Source organism: Thalassobaculum sp., from assembly GCF_040219215.1.
Taxonomy (GTDB): domain Bacteria; phylum Pseudomonadota; class Alphaproteobacteria; order Thalassobaculales; family Thalassobaculaceae; genus Thalassobaculum_A.
This window is the reverse complement of the sequence record NZ_JAVJSX010000018.1, coordinates 22,145-37,841: the sequence shown is the minus strand read 5'-3', so window position 1 is coordinate 37,841 and position 15,697 is coordinate 22,145. Positions and strand designations below refer to the sequence as shown.

At 65.5% G+C, this 15,697-nt stretch carries 14 protein-coding genes and 1 tRNA gene; 6 read left to right on the top strand and 9 right to left on the bottom strand.

Annotated features, from left to right (window positions below):
• Positions 1-24 precede the first annotated feature (24 nt).
• The 3 genes from RIC54_RS13855 to RIC54_RS13845 are packed head-to-tail and all read left to right on the top strand — an operon-like array spanning position 25 to position 2,103.
• Positions 25-621: a Maf family protein gene (locus tag RIC54_RS13855; RefSeq protein WP_350088375.1), complete on the top strand. Its 597-nt coding sequence runs from the start codon at positions 25-27 to the stop codon at positions 619-621.
• Positions 608-1,885 carry a ribonuclease E/G gene (locus RIC54_RS13850; protein ID WP_350088378.1) on the top strand — a complete coding sequence of 426 codons (1,278 nt, stop codon included), beginning with the start codon at positions 608-610 and terminating at the stop codon, positions 1,883-1,885. Before RIC54_RS13855 ends, RIC54_RS13850 begins: the two co-directional genes overlap by 14 nt.
• Positions 1,885-2,103, top strand: coding sequence for a DNA gyrase inhibitor YacG (locus tag RIC54_RS13845; protein WP_350088381.1), 219 nt, complete (start codon positions 1,885-1,887; stop codon positions 2,101-2,103). The genes RIC54_RS13850 and RIC54_RS13845 overlap by 1 nt, the downstream gene beginning before the upstream one ends.
• A gap of 11 nt (positions 2,104-2,114) precedes the next feature.
• Here the strand turns inward: RIC54_RS13845 and RIC54_RS13840 are convergent, their stop codons facing one another.
• Together RIC54_RS13840 and RIC54_RS13835 are read right to left on the bottom strand one after the other, a co-directional pair.
• On the bottom strand, positions 2,115-4,025 hold the full coding sequence (locus RIC54_RS13840; RefSeq protein WP_350088384.1) for a class I SAM-dependent methyltransferase: 1,911 nt from the start codon (positions 4,023-4,025) through the stop codon (positions 2,115-2,117).
• A gap of 9 nt (positions 4,026-4,034) precedes the next feature.
• Positions 4,035-5,126, bottom strand: a complete 1,092-nt coding sequence (locus RIC54_RS13835) for a putative 2OG-Fe(II) oxygenase (RefSeq protein ID WP_350088387.1) — start codon at positions 5,124-5,126, stop codon at positions 4,035-4,037.
• Between RIC54_RS13835 and RIC54_RS13830 the strand changes: the two genes are divergently transcribed.
• Together RIC54_RS13830 and RIC54_RS13825 are read left to right on the top strand one after the other, a co-directional pair.
• Positions 5,073-7,079, top strand: coding sequence for an FkbM family methyltransferase (locus RIC54_RS13830; protein ID WP_350088389.1), 2,007 nt, complete (start codon positions 5,073-5,075; stop codon positions 7,077-7,079). The genes RIC54_RS13835 and RIC54_RS13830 overlap by 54 nt on opposite strands.
• 61 nt (positions 7,080-7,140) lie before the next feature.
• Positions 7,141-7,216, top strand: a tRNA-Phe gene (locus RIC54_RS13825).
• Between the two features lie 22 nt (positions 7,217-7,238).
• On the opposite strand, the gene RIC54_RS13820 is transcribed toward RIC54_RS13825, so the two are convergent.
• The 7 genes from RIC54_RS13820 to RIC54_RS13790 form a co-directional block, all read right to left on the bottom strand.
• Positions 7,239-8,057, bottom strand: a complete 819-nt coding sequence (locus RIC54_RS13820) for a phytanoyl-CoA dioxygenase family protein (protein ID WP_350088392.1) — start codon at positions 8,055-8,057, stop codon at positions 7,239-7,241.
• A gap of 61 nt (positions 8,058-8,118) precedes the next feature.
• The gene (locus RIC54_RS13815; protein ID WP_350088395.1) at positions 8,119-8,616 is read right to left on the bottom strand and encodes a PAS domain-containing protein; all 498 of its coding nucleotides are present in this window, start codon (positions 8,614-8,616) and stop codon (positions 8,119-8,121) included.
• Positions 8,617-8,739: 123 nt separating this feature from the next.
• The gene (locus RIC54_RS13810) at positions 8,740-9,879 is read right to left on the bottom strand and encodes a calcium:cation antiporter (RefSeq protein ID WP_350088397.1); all 1,140 of its coding nucleotides are present in this window, start codon (positions 9,877-9,879) and stop codon (positions 8,740-8,742) included.
• 12 nt (positions 9,880-9,891) lie between these two features.
• Positions 9,892-12,333, bottom strand: a complete 2,442-nt coding sequence (locus RIC54_RS13805; RefSeq protein ID WP_350088400.1) for a GcvT family protein — start codon at positions 12,331-12,333, stop codon at positions 9,892-9,894.
• Entirely contained in the window at positions 12,330-13,208 is an 879-nt protein-coding gene (locus RIC54_RS13800) for a phosphotransferase (RefSeq protein ID WP_350088403.1), read from the bottom strand. The genes RIC54_RS13805 and RIC54_RS13800 overlap by 4 nt, the downstream gene beginning before the upstream one ends.
• 55 nt (positions 13,209-13,263) lie before the next feature.
• Positions 13,264-14,067 carry a DUF8605 domain-containing protein gene (locus RIC54_RS13795; protein ID WP_350088406.1) on the bottom strand — a complete coding sequence of 268 codons (804 nt, stop codon included), beginning with the start codon at positions 14,065-14,067 and terminating at the stop codon, positions 13,264-13,266.
• Positions 14,068-14,142: 75 nt separating this feature from the next.
• The gene (locus RIC54_RS13790; protein ID WP_350088409.1) at positions 14,143-14,574 is read right to left on the bottom strand and encodes an Lrp/AsnC family transcriptional regulator; all 432 of its coding nucleotides are present in this window, start codon (positions 14,572-14,574) and stop codon (positions 14,143-14,145) included.
• Positions 14,575-14,721: 147 nt separating this feature from the next.
• Here RIC54_RS13790 and rocF point away from each other — a divergent pair, with 147 nt between their 5' ends.
• Positions 14,722-15,687, top strand: a complete 966-nt coding sequence (gene rocF, locus RIC54_RS13785; RefSeq protein WP_350088413.1) for an arginase — start codon at positions 14,722-14,724, stop codon at positions 15,685-15,687.
• Positions 15,688-15,697: the final 10 nt, after the last annotated feature.

Sequence of the window (15,697 nt, the reverse complement as noted above, 5' to 3'; positions counted from 1 at the left end):
CCGGACCTCAGCAACATCGTCCCATTGCGCGCGCCGGATGGCTGTGCGCTGGTGCTGGCGTCGGCCTCGCCGCGACGCGCCGATCTGGTCCGTCAGATCGGCCTGACGCCTGCCCGGACCGACCCGGCCGAGATCGACGAATCCCCGCGACGTTCCGAACGACCGCGCGTCTACGCCGAGCGTATGGCCGGCCAGAAAGCGCAAGCCGTTGCCGTGCGCCACACGGGTTGCTGGGTGCTGGCCGCCGATACCGTCGTCGCGTGCGGTCTGCGCATCCTGCCGAAAGCCGAAGCCGAGCGGGAGGCGCGCCAGTGCCTCGAACTGCTGTCCGGGCGCCGACACCGCGTGATCGGCGGAATCGCGCTGGTCGCACCGGATGGCTCGATCAGGACGCGGGTCGTGGAAACCCGGGTCGAGATGAAGCGTCTGGAGCAACGCGAGATCGCCGCCTACCTGGCGTCCGGCCAATGGCACGGTAAAGCCGGCGGGTATGCCATCCAGGGTCTGGCGGCGGCCTACATCACCCTGGTCAATGGCTCCTACTCAAACGTCGTGGGACTGCCGCTGGCCGAGACCTACGGCCTGCTGACCGGTGTCGGCTTCCGTCATGCCGGCGATTGACAGGATCGTCGTCGATCGGGCGCCCTGGGCCACACGGGTGGCCTTCCTGTCAGCCGGCGAGGTTGTCGATCTGTGGATCGAGGCCGCCGACCGTCCGTCGCTGCTCGGAGGCATAGCGCTCGGCCGGGTTGTCGCGCTTCACCGTGACACCGGATCTGCGACCGTCGCGGTCCCCGGCGCCGAGGTTCACGTTACGACCCGCACCCTTGTCGAAGGCGCCGCCGTCCTCGTTCAGATCACGCGCGACACGATATCCGCCAAACGAGCGGTTGCACGCCTCGGCGTCGAGCTGGCATCCGGCTCGCTGGTACTGACCTCCCACACTGCCGGTGTCGGCCTATCGGCGGCAATCGGCGGCAAGGCGCGGCGATCGGCCATCCGGTCGGCACTGGCCGCGTCGGCACCCAATGACGCCGGACTGTTGGTCCGCTCGACCGGCGCCGACATACCGATCGAGGATCTGGTCGCCGACGCTGAACATCTCGCGCAGCGCTGGAATGCACTATCAGAGCGATCCGCCCTTCTGGAGCCACCAGCTTGGCTTCAACCACCGATCCCGATCGTGACGGCAGCCAGAAGTCACGCGCCGGGCGTAGAGCCCGAGATCGACGAGTCGGGCGAGGCGTTCGAGGAATGCGGCGGCGGTGACGCCCTGGCCGGGGCTCTTGCCCACCGGGTGCCGCTGGAGGGCGGCGGCGAGTTGGTTGTCGACATGGTCGAAGCGGCGACCCTGGTTGACGTGAACCTGCCGTCCGGCGGCGGCGCCGAGGGGTTTCGGCGAGCCAACGAAGCCGCCGGTCTGGCAGCGATCCGGCAGATGCGCCTGCGCGGCGTTCATGGAACTGTACTGCTCGACCTGCCACGAATGACCGACCGTGCGACCCGCAAACGAATACAGGAACGGATCGCCGAACAGGCCGCGACCGACCCCGTCGGCACCCGGGTACTGGGCTGGACGCCGGGCGGCATGCTGGAAATCGTGCGCGAGGGTGCCCGACGGCCATTGGCCGACGACCTGTTGACGGACCCGCGAGAACCGGCGAGTTCGCCACGCGCTGTTGCCTGGGACGCCCTTCGCGCCGCGCGCCGGGAGGCCAACCGCATCGCGCGCCCGCGGCTCTGCGTGGCCCCGGCGGTTGCGGCTTGGTTTGACGGACCCGGTCAGCCTATCTTGCAGGTGGAGCGGCGGCGCCTTGGTCATTTGTCGGTGCGCGTCGATCCGGCTCTGTCCGGCAATGCATTTCGTGTGGAAAGCGAGGTTTGATGGCGGAGGTGTATTCGATCGCCAAGGCCCGGCGCAGCTCGTGCCCGATCTGTAAGAAGCCCAGCGTCGCGGACTACCGTCCGTTCTGTTCGCCGCGGTGCAAGACCCTCGATCTCGGCCAGTGGCTCGGCGGCGGCTACCGCCTGCCGACCGAGGAAGTGCCCGAGGAAGCCGAATTGGAAGCCGGCCTGCAGGAGCGACCGGAAGACGAGACGTAACCGTCACCGGTTCATGCTTCACGACACCAGAACTGATACATGCCGAGGAAGATGTCTGGCCGCTCGGCCTCGACAGAATCCCATACGCTGAGATCGAGAGCGGCGGGATCGTCCCTGCGATGTCGCCGATAGAGCGCCAGGATAGCCGGGTCCGGCAGTTCGAAGCCAAGGAACCGAAGGTCGAGTTTCCGCAACGCCTCGTCGATCCAGATCGGATCGACCACCGTCTCGCTGACGTGCAGCAGCGCGTCGCGAACCCCGCTCGCCGCGTAGAAATCGGCGGTGCGCAGCAAGGCCCGCGCCGGATGACCGGCAGGCATGCCCATGACCGTCCGACGCGCCTGACGGACGCGTTCTATGACGGGTCCATCAACCGGAATCGTGGCGCGGATGTCGTCGAAGCCCGCCCGCGCGCGCCGGCTGTACAATGCGATCCGCATCAGCCCGCCCGGTGCCAGAAGACCGCGCAGCACCCGCCAACCAGCCATCGGATCGGAGAGGTGGTGGAGCACCCCTGAACTCTCGATCAGATCGAAGCGGTCCGCGTGTCCCTCGAGTGCAAGAATATCCGCCTGGCTGAACGTCAGGTTGTCGATGCCGAGATCGCGTGCCATGCGCTTGGCATAGGCAAGAGACCGGCGAGACAGATCAACGGCCAGGACCCGGCTTTCATGATATCGGAGCGCGGTCTGGATGGCGTGACGACCGGTTCCGCAACCAGCGATCAGGATCCGCATCGGTCCGTCGGGAACCCGGCCCTGCGGCGCACTTGGAAGTACCCGGCGCAGGTGGTCGGCAAGACTCCGCGGCGGTCGACGGTCAATCGACAGCCAGCGGGGGTAGGGATTCTCCTCGTACTGAGCCCGAACCGCGGCCGAGGTATCGTCGGCGATCGCGGTCAACGCCGGCATCTCCGCCTCCAGCCGCGATTCCGCGTGCGTATCCAGGAACGTGCGGCGCAACAGCAACGCCCAGAGCGACGCATCATCGTAGCGCAGCATCGAAGCTTCGCGCCGAAGGGCGTCGACCATCGGATCGCTCTCCATCGGCCGATACATCGCCCTGACCAGCACACGCTCGGACATCGGGCTCGATTCATCGATCAGTCTGTCGAGAACCTGAAGGTCGGCGGCCTCCTCCGGAGTCTCCGGCCAGACCCACTCAACGGCGCGCGCTTGGAGTGCGAGAGCTGCCAGCCAGGAAAGGTCGGCACCCAACGGGCGGAGGGCTGACAACTCCGACACCAGATGACGCCGGGTGAAGACGATCGCCGCCTCCATGTCAGGATCGACGATTACCGCAGAAGCCAAGGCCGACAGTGCCAGTTCGTCGGGGAGAAAGCCGGTCAGAGGCCGAAACGCGGAACCGGGATGTTCCCGTTCCGGATAGCCCCACGCCGCCGCCTCGACGGCGCGCCGGATCGCCGGCTGCGCGCGCCAGACACGGATCGCCGGGCTTGCCAGCGCCTGCCGGTCCAGACCGTCCCGCTCGAACAGAACGGTCAGCACGGACCGAGCGCCGGCATGCGGCTTGTCGAACGGGCAGCGGCGCAGCGCGGTTACCAGGGCGTCACGCTGTTCGAGATCGTCGGGATTCAGCCGCCAGGCGTCGATGCGATGCTCAAGCCCGTCGAGCGGCCGGTCGAGGGCTTCGAGCGCCGCCGCCAGGTTGGCGTGCGCGGCAACGTAGTCGGGCTTCAGCCGGACCGCACGCCGGAAACAAGGGACCGCATCGGCGACATGGCCGGCGGCCTTCAGCGCGATGCCAAGGTTGTTGTGGACGTCGGGAATGCGCGGGCGTTGCCGGATGACGTCACGATAGATGGCAGCCGCTTCAAGATGCAGGCCGGAGCGGAACAGCACACCGGCGCGCTGCAGCGCTTCAAGGGCCGACCCGATATCTGTCGCGGTGCGCGGAGCCATCGGACCGTTCTAGCGGGGGTGCAGGTCGAAGGCGACGCTGATTCGCTCATCGCCGCCGACAAACGGAATGGTCCGGTGCCAGACATATGACGGGAACAGAACCACCATGCCGACCTGGGGCCGCAACGCGCGAAACGTCGCCCGACCGCTGTCCGGAATTCCATAGCCGGGTCGGTTGAACTCGATCCAGCCGGCATGGCCGGGGTCATCGTCATGAACCGACGCCGGAACTTCGGCGTAGTACACACCGCTGAGCCAGCCGAGATTGTGGATGTGTCCGCTCTGGTGGCCGCCGTCGCCGAGGATGTTGGCCCAGGCATCCAGCGCGTATCCGGCCGGAATGGCACGAAGGTGCGGGTGCTCGGGATCCCGATCCGCCGGCGGCAGGTCCTTGACGTATTGGTCAAGCACCACGGCCAGCGATCCGGCAAAGGCCGCAACCGCCGGGTCATCATGCTTCAGAACGTCCGTCACCAGCGACCCGCCGCGGATCGCCCGCTTCGTGGGATCCCAGTCATCGCGTCGATTCGGATGGCGGCGGATCGCAGCGGCGAGCTCCCGGTTGAAGCTGTCGAGATCAGCGTATCCGCTTGGGACTGGCAATGTGTAGGGCCGTGTGAGACTGCCCCAGCCGACCAACCGATCGGCGTCGTTCGACCGCCCAAGGTTGTAATAGCAGGTGGCAGCCAGTGCGTTGGCGCGGATATGGCCCGGTTGCCGCGCCAGAACATCCTCGCAGGCGGCGAGCGCTACCGGCGAATCGCCAAGCTTGAGTGCCGCCGTGGCAAGGTTCATCGCCGGCCCTTCCTCGAACGGTGCCAGAGCCAACGCGCGTTTGTAGCATCCGACCGCGCCGGCGGGATCCTCCGCCCGCGCCTGATGGAGGTTGCCGAAATCATACCAGGCCGACCAGGAGGCCGGCTCAAGCACCGTCAGCCGCTGATAGGCCCGTATCGCCGTGCCGACCGGTGCCTCATCGCCCGCCCAACGGGCATCGACATCACGGGCGGGCACATAGTCGGGCGCGGCCTCCAGTGCGGCGTCGATATGGCGCTTGGCGCGGATCGGATCATTGGCGCGCCGGGCGATCCGCGCGGTCAAGGTGTTCGCTACCGGGTGGTCCGGCTGCACCCGCAGGATCTGCGCGCAGATCGCATCGGCCTCGGCGCTACGTCCGGCGTTGATGTGCTGTATGGCAATACGAAGTGCGTCAATGATCTGCATGGGCACGGGCAATTTAGGCGGGGGCTGATCGCCAATCAACGCCGGCGCGGTTGTCGGACGTGCGGCCACTCGGTATATGCAGATCGTGAACCCCTAGGGGCTTTCGTCGCGCCATCCACCGGAGCTCGCGTCATCGCAACGTCATCCCTCCCAGTTCTGACCATGGTCGGGAAGTTGCGCGCCGCAGGCCGGAACGGCGATGCCGGGAAGCTCATCGAAGCCTATTGCGAGCGACGGCCCGACGACGTTCAGGGACGGTTTCTGCTGGCGCTGATCCGCCGGGATCTCGGAGATGGACCAGGTGCGAAGTCGGCCATTGAACCGATTCTCGGAGAGCGCCGAGCACCGATCCAGCATCTGGCTGGCCTGATCGCACGCGATCATGGTGACGATGGACGCTCCGTTGCCCGGTTCAAACGCGCGCTTCTCTGCGACCCTGGCCACGCCGGCGCCTGGCAGGCCTTGTCACGAGAGACCGCATTGGACGTCTGCGGAGTACGATGGGCTACCGCAGCGGCCATCGTCGATCCGGCTGATGTCGACGCCTGGGCCGGTTTGGTGTCCGTCATCCTTGTGTCAAACGACGTTGCGCGCTCACACAGCCTGAAAGTACTTGCTTCCAAAGCATTGGGTCGGGCCGGCGCCATGATGGCAGCGACCGCCCCTGCGGTGACTGCGCTGACATGCGATCGTCCTGTGGAGGCTGCCAAAGCCGCAGAGTGTACTGAAGATACCGAGACTGCGATTACAAGGCTGGTGGATCAGGCGGCAGCGCGTTTTTGCGACATTGCAGTGGTGCAGGCAAGGCTGGACCTGCGCCTGAAACAGCTTGCGACCCAGTCCCCGCAGGATCGTTCAAACTATCTTGCACTGCTGGCCCTACACGGCCGCAACGCTCGACCCGACGACCAAGGACTCATGCGTCACGTTCGGCGGGTCATCGCATTCGGAAACCTGCACGCCAGCGCGTCGGATCTCAGGCAGACCTTCACGGCGTGTGTCGCTGCCAAGAACTTCGCGATGAGAGAGATCGATACGAACGCAGCGATGATTGTAGGGCATGCCCTCGGACTGCAGGCCTTGTGCGAGCAGGTCGGCCGTCCGATCGAACTGCGCTGGAGCGACGGAGCCCGTCACGTTCGAATCGGTGATCGGGAGGTCAGCTATACCCTGTCGTCATCGAACGTCATCGGATTCGTGAGCCGGTTGTTCCTGTTCGAACCCGGGCTATGGCGTTGGATGGCCGGGTTCGATGCCGACGATGTACTGCTCGACATCGGGGCGAACGTCGGCATCTACTCGATCGCGGCAGCGGGACTGTTCGGTGCGCGGGTCGCGGCGCTCGAACCCTACGCCCCCAATCTGCAGACACTGCGCCAGAACGTGGCGGTCAATCACCTAGACGATCGAATCACTATTCTGCCCATCGCCGCAACCGATGTGGAGCAAACAGGACGGTTGTTTCATGATGGTGGCGCAGCCGGCGCAGCCGCACAACACTTCGAGAGCAGCAACGCGACGCCCGAGACCGCTGCCGCCTTCGACACGGTCGAGGGAGTACCGGTCGACCTGCTGATCGATCGCGGCACGATCCCGTTTCCGACCCGGATCAAGATCGACGTCGACGGCAACGAACGCGCCGTTATCGAAGGCATGACCCGAACCCTCGCAGACCCTCGCCTGCACAGCGTTCGGCTTGAGGTGCACTGGTGGGATGCCAAAGGGCGGGCGGTCGTCGAGCGCGTGAAGGCGTTCGGGTTCCGCGTGACCGTCGACGACGACCAGAAGAACCTGCTGTTCACCCGGACGACGGCGCCTGCAAAAACCTGATGATCGGTGCTGGACAGCCCTCCGATCGGCGGCTATACACCGCGCCTGTGCCTCAGGCACCGCCCAGGTAGCTCAGCTGGTAGAGCAGTGGACTGAAAATCCGCGTGTCGGTGGTTCGAATCCGCCCCTGGGCACCACTTCCCCTTCCGGCTTTTGCCGTCATCCGGCCCGACGCCAGATCACAGGGAACAGGTCGCTGTCCAGCGGCCCGCCCGGTGCAATTCCAGGATCGCGCAACATTCGCTGCAGGTTGGGGCGTGGGTTGTAGACGACGTCGTGCCCGGCCCAGCGCGTGACATACGCGCGGCGACGCACGCCATCGCTCGTATTTCCCGGAGCACCGTGGACGGTCAGTCCATGATGAATGGTGCAGTCGCCCGGCTCCATCTCGAACCAGACGATGTCGTGCTGATCGCGTTCGGCGTCGATGTCGGGCACCGGCGGCAGGTCTTCCTTGTAACTCTCATGAGGACTGAAGCTGGCCGCTGCGAATCGTTTGCCCCAGCGATGCGAGCCCTTCACGTACTCCACCGCCCCGGTGTCGTAGGTCACCGGGTCGAGAGCCAGCCAGAGGGTCGCAATCATGTCGCCCATGACCGGCCAGTAGGTGGCGTCATGATGCCATTTGGTCTTCGTGCTGGTTCCCGGCTCCTTCACCAGCACCTGGTCGAAGATGAGATTGACCTTGTCGGCGCCGAGCAGCGAACCGACCAGTTCGGCCGCCGGCGATCCATCGACGAACTTGCGGTAGGCCGGGATGTGATGGCTGACGAAGGTGTCACCGAAGAAGAAACCCGTGCTGCCGGCCTGGTTGATGTCCTTCACCATGCCCGAGGGATTCGCGATGTTCTGCTCGACCGCCCCCCGAACGTGCTCGACCCAGTCGCGGTTGAAGAAGCCCCTCAGACAGACAATTCCGTCGCGGCGATATGTATCGATCTCGGCGTCCGTGACGGGGCGGGTAAGGCCTTCCTTCATGGTTTGCTCCACGATTTGGATGAACGGGGCAAGAACGCCCGCAACGCGCGTCAGCCGGATACTACACGCGCACCAGGCAGCCGAGAATGTATGGGTTGCGGCCTCCTGCAGCCACCAACGGAAGAGCGACGCCCTGGATCTGGGCGTGCGCCTTGTCGAAGGCCGTGATCGGACCTTCGAACCGGAACGGCATCAGTCGTTCGATACACCGCTCGTAGTTGGCGGCAACGTTGGCGATCACACCTGAGTCAGTCCCGGCGAACTCTGCCGGCCACCGATCCCTTCCCAGCAGATAGCGAATGTCCTCGCCCTGGATGCGGGAGCAAAAGCGACCCGGCCCCATCCGTTCCGTCAGGAACAACACGCCGGCGAGACGCGGGAACAACAGGATATCGAACGCGTCTCGGGATGGGACTTCCGGCGCGAACGAAGCCCACCAGTCGAACAACCGGCGGCACCGCTGGTCGAGCGTCGCGAAGGATGCAGCGTCGGCGGAATGGCGCATTCCCTCGAAGGTCGGCAACAGCCATTCGGCCTCCGGGGAAAAGCACTCATCCATCAACCGCTCCGTCGCCGCGCCCTGCGCCGCTTCGAAACAGCTCAGAGCCTTCACCGCAATGATTTCAATGGTATGCCGATCCCGGCAACTCGACAAATCGCAGCCGCACGCCCGATCGGGCAATCATGGGCTGAAGATCAGCAACACATAGGCAAAGAACAGAACGAGATGCACCGCCCCCTGCAGGAGATTGGTGCGGACCCCGCCAAAGGTCATGGCGCTCATTACCAGGGTCAGCACCAGCAGCACCGTGGACGTGTCGTCGAGTCCGAGAGTCACGGGACGCTCGATCAGAAGGCCGATGGCGAGCACGGCAGGGACGGTCAAGCCGATGGTCGCAAGCCCGGAGCCGAGCAGCAGGTTCACCGAGCGTTGCAGATAATTGGCTCGGGCGGAGGCCAACGCCGCCAGCCCCTCCGGCGTCAGAACCAGCAGGGCAATGATGACGCCACCGAGTTCGGCCGGCACACCCAGGCGAACCGTCCCGAAGTCAACGACACTCGCCAATCGCTTCGACATCAGAATGATCGGCAGCAGCGCGAGAAGCAGCAGCACAAGATGATAGCCACTCGAGTTCGTCGGACGCGCATGCCCGGGAATACCGTGTTCCACCAGCGATCCGACGCGTGGCTGCTGGAAGAAGCCCCGATGCCGGACGGTCTGGATCGCGAGAAAAACCCCGTAGAGCAGCAGCGTGATGACGCCGAAAAACAGCGCCTGGGGGCCGGAGAACGTTGGCTCCGCAGTCGATACCGTAAATTTCGGCAGCACCAGCGCGAACACCGCGAGCGGCATCAACACCGCTACGAACGCCTGCGCGCCTTGCAGGTTGTACTCCTGCTCTCGGTGCCGCAGACCGCCGATCAGCAAAGCGGCCCCTACCAGCCCATTCAGCACGATCATCAGGATTGCGAACATCGTGTCGCGTGCCAGGGTCGGCGCCGCCTCGCCAGTCAGCATCACGGCTGCGATCAATGCGATCTCGATGCTGATGACGGCGAGCGTCAGGATCAGGGTACCGTACGGCTCTCCCAAGAGATCGGCCAAGGCGTCGGCGTGGCGCACGACCCCGAAAGACGCCCAGAGCATGACACCGAACAACCAAGCGAAAACGACGCCCGCCAGCATTGGATCGGTCAGTTCTACCAGCCACTCATCGCCAGAAAACTGAAAAACTGCAAGAGTGCATCCAGAAGCGACCAAAGACGCTTCTTGTCTCAACCATCGGACCGCTGAACGGACGGTCCCGAGAACTCGCTTCAAGCGCCCTATTCCTTATGCTTTCAGTCGTGCGTTCGTCGGATCGTACAGCGGGTCGACATGAAGTATCGCGGGGTACTCCGCCCCCGCAACAACCAGCCTATAGTCTCCAGCCCGCAGATATCCTTCGTCGACTCCACCGGCGTTGCGAACATAGCCGTAGCCGATGTTGCACCCTAGGGTATAGCCATAGCCGCCGCTGGTCAGATAGCCGACTGGCTGGCCGTCGCGCAGGATGGTCTCGCGCCCCACCAGCACCGCCGCAGGATCCGCAACCGACAGGCCGACCAGAGACTTCTTCAGGGGTGCCGCCGCGACCGCAGCGGCGGCGGTGCGGCCCAGGAAGTCGCCATCCGAGCCGAGCTTGACCGCCCAGCCCAAACCCGCCTCGAACGGGCTGTCGGTCGGCGTGATGTCGGCGCCCCAGGCCCGGTACCCCTTCTCCAGTCGCAGCGACTCGATCGCCCGGTACCCGGCCGGCCGGATACCGTATGGCGCACCGGCCGTCATGAGCGCGTCGAACACCGCGCCCGCCGCCTCGACCGGCGTGTGCAGTTCCCACCCCAGTTCGCCCACATAGCTGACCCGCAAGGCCCGGACGGCCTGTCCGGCGAGCGTGATACTGCGCACCGAACCGAAGGGTGCCGACGCGTTGGACAGATCATCAGCGCTGACAGCAGCCAGCAGATCGCGCGACCGGGGCCCCATCAGGGTCAGCGTCGCCCAGGCCTCGGTCACGTCCTCGAACACCACGTCGGCAGTGCCCAGATGCCCTCGGATCCAGGCGGCATCATGGGTTCGGAATCCGGTACCGGTGACGACGTAGAACCTGTCCTCCGCCAGCCGCGCCACCGTCAGATCACACTCGATTCCACCGCGTTCGTTCAGCATCTGCGTGTAGGTGAGCCGCCCCGGCGCCCTGGCCACCCGGTTTGCGCAGATCCACTCCAGCCGCTCGGCCGAAGCGCTCCCCCGAACCTCGAACTTCGCGAACGAGGACTGGTCGAACACCACCACCCCTTCGCGGCAGGCGCGATGCTCCTCGCCGACCGGACCGAACCAGTTGGCGTGGCCCTGCGACGGACGGTCGATCGGTTCCACGCCCTCGGGCGCGAACCAGTTCGGCCGCTCCCAGCCCAGCTTGGAGCCGAACACAGCGCGCCGCGACTTCAGCCGATCATACAGCGGCGACGTCAGCCGTGGCCGGGCGCTGGCGTACTCGTCGTGCGGCCAGGCAATCGCGTAGTGCTTGCCGTAGGCCTCCAGCGTGCGTTCCCGGACCCAGGCGTCGTCACGGTGGAGGGACGAGAACCGGCGGATGTCGACCACCCACAGGTCCATCGGCGGCGTTCCGTCCATCACCCAGCTGGCGAGCGCCCAGCCCGCTCCGCCGGCCGAGGCAATCCCGAAAGCGTTGAAGCCGCAGCCGACGAAGAAGCCGCGCAGTTCCGGCGCCTCGCCGAGGATGAAATTGCCGTCCGGGGTGAAGCTCTCCGGTCCGTTGATCATCTGCTTGACGCCGGCGGTGGCGAGCGCCGGGACCCGCTCGATCGCCTGGATCATGTGCGGCTCGAAATGGTCCCAGTCCTCGTCCAGCAACTGGAACTCGAAGCCTTCGGGGATGCCGCCGTCGGCCCAGGCGATCGGGTTGAGTTCATACCCGCCCATCGACAACCCGCCGACCTCCTCTTTGAAGTAGATCAGCCGGTCGGGATCGCGCAGTGTCGGCAGGCTCGGCGCCACGCCATCGATCGGCTCGGTCAGCACGTACTGGTGCTGAACCGGCTGCAGCGGTACCGACACCCCGGCCATCCGGCCGACCTGCTTGGCCCACATCCCGCCGCAGTTCACCACCCGGTCGCAGGCGATCCGGCCATGGTCGGTCAAGACCGCCGTCACCGCGCCGTTCGCGGTCTCAAACCCGGTCACCGCCACACCTTCGACGATACGGGCACCGTACATCCGCGCCCCCTTGGCGAGGCTCTGGGCGATGTCGGAAGGGCTCGCCTGCCCGTCGGTCGGCAGGAAGGCGGCGCCAACCAGATCGTCCACGGACATCAGCGGCCAAAGGTCCACCGCCTCGGCCGCCGACACCAGGTGCATCTCCAGCCCGAAGCTCCGAGCCGTCGTGGCCTGGCGCTGGATCTCGATCCAGCGATCCGGGTTGCAGGCAAGCCGCAGCCCGCCGTTCTGCTTCCATCCGGTGGCAAGCCCGGTCTCAGCCTCCAGGGTCGAGTACAGTTCGACCGAGTACTTCAGCAGACGGGTGATCGATGCCGAGGTGCGCAACTGTCCGACCAGCCCGGCGGCGTGCCAGGTCGAGCCGTTGGTCAGGCGCCCCCGCTCGATCAGCAACACATCGGCCTTGTGATCGCGCGCCAGATGGTACGCCGTCGAGCAGCCGATGATGCCGCCACCGATCACGATGACCTGGGCCTGGGTCGGAACCGTCGTCACGTATCGTTCTCCTCAAAATCGGTCACGGCTGATTCGAACTGCTCCAGGGTCTCGGCGGTGTAGGCCGCATAATCAATGCCCGGCGCAGCCATGTGGATCTCGGAGACCTGGCTCCACAGCGTCTCGCGCAGCAACGAGGCGACCTTCATGGCCCGGTAGGCTCGCCACAGGGCTTCGTCCGGCTCTCGCTCGAAATACGCCTCCACCAGCGTGCGCTGGTCTGCGTCCGTCAAACCGGCATTGCCGGCGAGGTTGGCGAGATCGAACAGTGGCGTGCCGTAGCCGCCATACTCCCAGTCGACCAGCCACAGCCGCTCGCCGTCATCCATCAGGTTGGCGGGCAGCAGGTCGTGATGACCGAACACCACCGGCATCGGCACCTGTGCCGCGTCCAGCCGGCCGGCGATCTGCAGCAGGCGAGGCAGTCCGCCGGCCAGCCGTCCATCACCGGCCCGCAGCGTCGCCGCGTAGTCACGGATCACATGGAACACCCAGAAGAACGGCGCCGGACCGGTCAGGTGCTGTCCGACCTCAGCATGGCACTTCCGGAGCAACGGCAGGATCCGCCGCCAGTTCGCCTGAACATCTCCAGCGCAATACGTACGGGCATCCAGGAACTCGAACACCGACACGCCGTCCTGCGCATGGACAAGTTGCGGCGAGATCCCGGCGGCATGGGCGGCGCGGCTGGCCGCTGCCTCCCGCTCACGGAACACATGGTGGAACGGCAGGTCGGCACCGAGCCGGACCATGCAGGTCCTGGCACCGTCGACGACCTTGAAGTTGGCGTTCGACAGGCCTCCAGAAACGGGCTGGATATCGATCGGGCCGGACCAGATCGGCAGAGCGCGTATTATAGCCTTCGCGTCGTTCACTCCGCCTCATCCCATCCGTCGCGGCGACCGGGCCCACGCGAGTACGCTACCCCTGCTATTTCACCCCGGCCAGCACTCGTGCGGAATGTCCGAGAGCCTGCGAGATCGCCCTGTCGAAGGTGGAGTCGGGGACTCGCCAGCGGTCCGGGACGTCATCGGCCAGCAATGTCCAGTCGGTCGTCCAGTACCCCTGGGACGAGATCGCCATTGCACCAGCCAGGACGGCCCCGGCCCGATACGATGCAGCAAGCGCTCCAACCGCTGCGCCGCTCGTGCTGGCCACCTCCCGATGACTGACGGCCAGCGCTTCGACCGTATCCATCTTCGGCAGCACCAGCGGCAGGCCACGACGCCTCGCGTGGCTCTCCAGCGTTTCGCGGTGACCAATCCCACGCGCTTCCTCGGTACCGACGATGAACGCTCCGGCATGGTCGGTCACCGCCAGGATGACCAGCAGTCGGGGCCGGTCTTCATGCCAGGGATCAAGACCCAACCGGCCGAGAATGCCGTGCACCCCGGTTGGATCGAACTCGACCCTGAGATGAAAGCTGCGATCGCGGGTACCCTGTTCGTCGGAGATCTGGACGCCCTTCTTCCGATCCTCGTACTCATAGCGCAGCACATAGGCATCGGCGCCAGCCAGGATCGACGGCAGGGTCGGGTGCTCTGCAATCCGGTCGTCGCCCGACACTTTCACCAGCACCTGGGTCAGCGCCTCGCGAACGCCCCGCGCCCGCTCATCAAGATTGTCCTGCCCGGTGATGATCGACTCGCCGTGATACAACTCGGGCACGACCTCGGCGCGCGCGGAGCCAACGATCAGAATTACCAGAAACCCCAGAAGCAACGGTCGAGGCACAGGCGCCTCCTTCGTTCGAACTCCGGAAGCATGCGCGCCATCCGGAACAAAGAACAAGCCCGCGATTGCCGGCGTTCACATGCTCGCCTGTTTTCGTGACGACAACAGGATGCTGGTCTCGGTCGAGGCTATGCCGTCGATAAGACGGATTGTCGTCAGTGTACGGTCAAACGCCTCAAGGGTATCCGTGGCGAGTTCAGCGACAATGTCCCATCGGCCGTTGGTGGCATGCAGGGTGCGCACTTCCGGAAAACCGTGCAGACGGCGGAACACCGCGTCCGTGGTCTTTCCCTCCACTTCGATCAGCATGATGGCCCGGACCGGTTGACGATCGCCTTCCGCGCTGACCTTGATGGTAAAGCCCTGGATCACACCGTCCGCCACCAGCCGATCGATCCGGTTGCGCACGGTTGCCCGACTGACCCCGAGTCGAACCGCCAACGTGGCAACCGGCAGGCGGGCGTCACTGCGAAGTTCAGCTATCAGATGTCGATCGGTGTCATCCATGCCTGAACTGCCACTATGATCATACACTTGTTACAAAATGGTCAAACAACCTATTCATTTTGACACTATTCCTACTTTCTGTCGCCAGTGGATTCCGGGATTCTGTCCGCGACGCAATCGACCGCATCGACCCGATGGAGGACGGATGTGACCCAAACCGTAAACACCACCCCTGTTACCCGAGACCGCCGCCTGGCATTGCTTGGCGCGCCGGTCGAGGTCGGGGCCGGCCGTCGTGGCTGCATCATGGGTCCGGCGGCGCTGCGGACAGCGGAGTTGTCTGAACGTCTGCGCCGGCTGGGCTACGCGGTCGACGACCACGGCGATGCAGCTCCGACACCAGTCGACGCGCTGGAATTGCCCGGGAACGCCCGCTACGCCGCCGAGATCGCCGGCTGGGCGCGCAGCCTCGATGCGCATACCTATGCTTTGCTTCGACAGGGCTCGACGCCCGTCATACTCGGCGGCGACCACAGCCTGTCCATGGGATCGGTGACCGGTGTTGCGCGCTGGTGCGCCGAAATCGGCCGCGAGTTGTTCGTGCTTTGGCTCGACGCCCACGCCGACTTCAACACCCCGGCGACCTCGCCATCCGGCAACATGCACGGCATGCCGGTCGCTTGCTTCTGCGGCGAGGATGGGTTCGAAGGCCTGTTCGGGGACGAACCACGGGTAACGGTCGATCCGGCGAACGTCACCATGGTCGGGGTCCGCTCGATCGACGAAGGCGAACGCAGCCTTCTGCGTGACCGCGGCGTCGAGGTGATCGACATGCGCACCATCGACGAGTTCGGGGTGGCGGCACCGATGCGTGGCTTCCTGGACCGGGTGGCCGAGCGAGACGGGCTGATCCATGTCAGCCTCGACGTCGACTTCCTGGATCCTGGCGTTGCCCCCGGAGCGGGCACCGCGGTTCCAGGCGGTGCGACGTTCCGCGAGGCGCACCTGATCATGGAACTGCTGCACGACAGCGGCCGGGTCGCGTCGGTCGACGTCGTGGAGTTGAACCCCTTCCTGGACGAGCGGGGACGCAGCGCCGTGGTGCTGGCAGAGATGACGGCCAGCCTGTTCGGCCTGACCGTCCTCGATCGTCCCGTCCGTCCCGTTTCCTGAGCCTCGGAGG

What these genes read in the sequence shown, in the direction of transcription:
- RIC54_RS13850 (WP_350088378.1), top strand. Translation starts at nt 608, where the DNA reads ATGCCGGCGATTGACAGGATCGTCGTCGATCGGGCGCCCTGGGCCACA.
- RIC54_RS13845 (WP_350088381.1), top strand. Translation starts at nt 1,885, where the DNA reads ATGGCGGAGGTGTATTCGATCGCCAAGGCCCGGCGCAGCTCGTGCCCG.
- RIC54_RS13840 (WP_350088384.1), bottom strand. Translation starts at nt 4,025, where the DNA reads ATGGCTCCGCGCACCGCGACAGATATCGGGTCGGCCCTTGAAGCGCTG.
- RIC54_RS13830 (WP_350088389.1), top strand. Translation starts at nt 5,073, where the DNA reads ATGGCGCTTGGCGCGGATCGGATCATTGGCGCGCCGGGCGATCCGCGC.
- RIC54_RS13820 (WP_350088392.1), bottom strand. Translation starts at nt 8,057, where the DNA reads ATGAAGGAAGGCCTTACCCGCCCCGTCACGGACGCCGAGATCGATACA.
- RIC54_RS13815 (WP_350088395.1), bottom strand. Translation starts at nt 8,616, where the DNA reads ATGGATGAGTGCTTTTCCCCGGAGGCCGAATGGCTGTTGCCGACCTTC.
- RIC54_RS13790 (WP_350088409.1), bottom strand. Translation starts at nt 14,574, where the DNA reads ATGGATGACACCGATCGACATCTGATAGCTGAACTTCGCAGTGACGCC.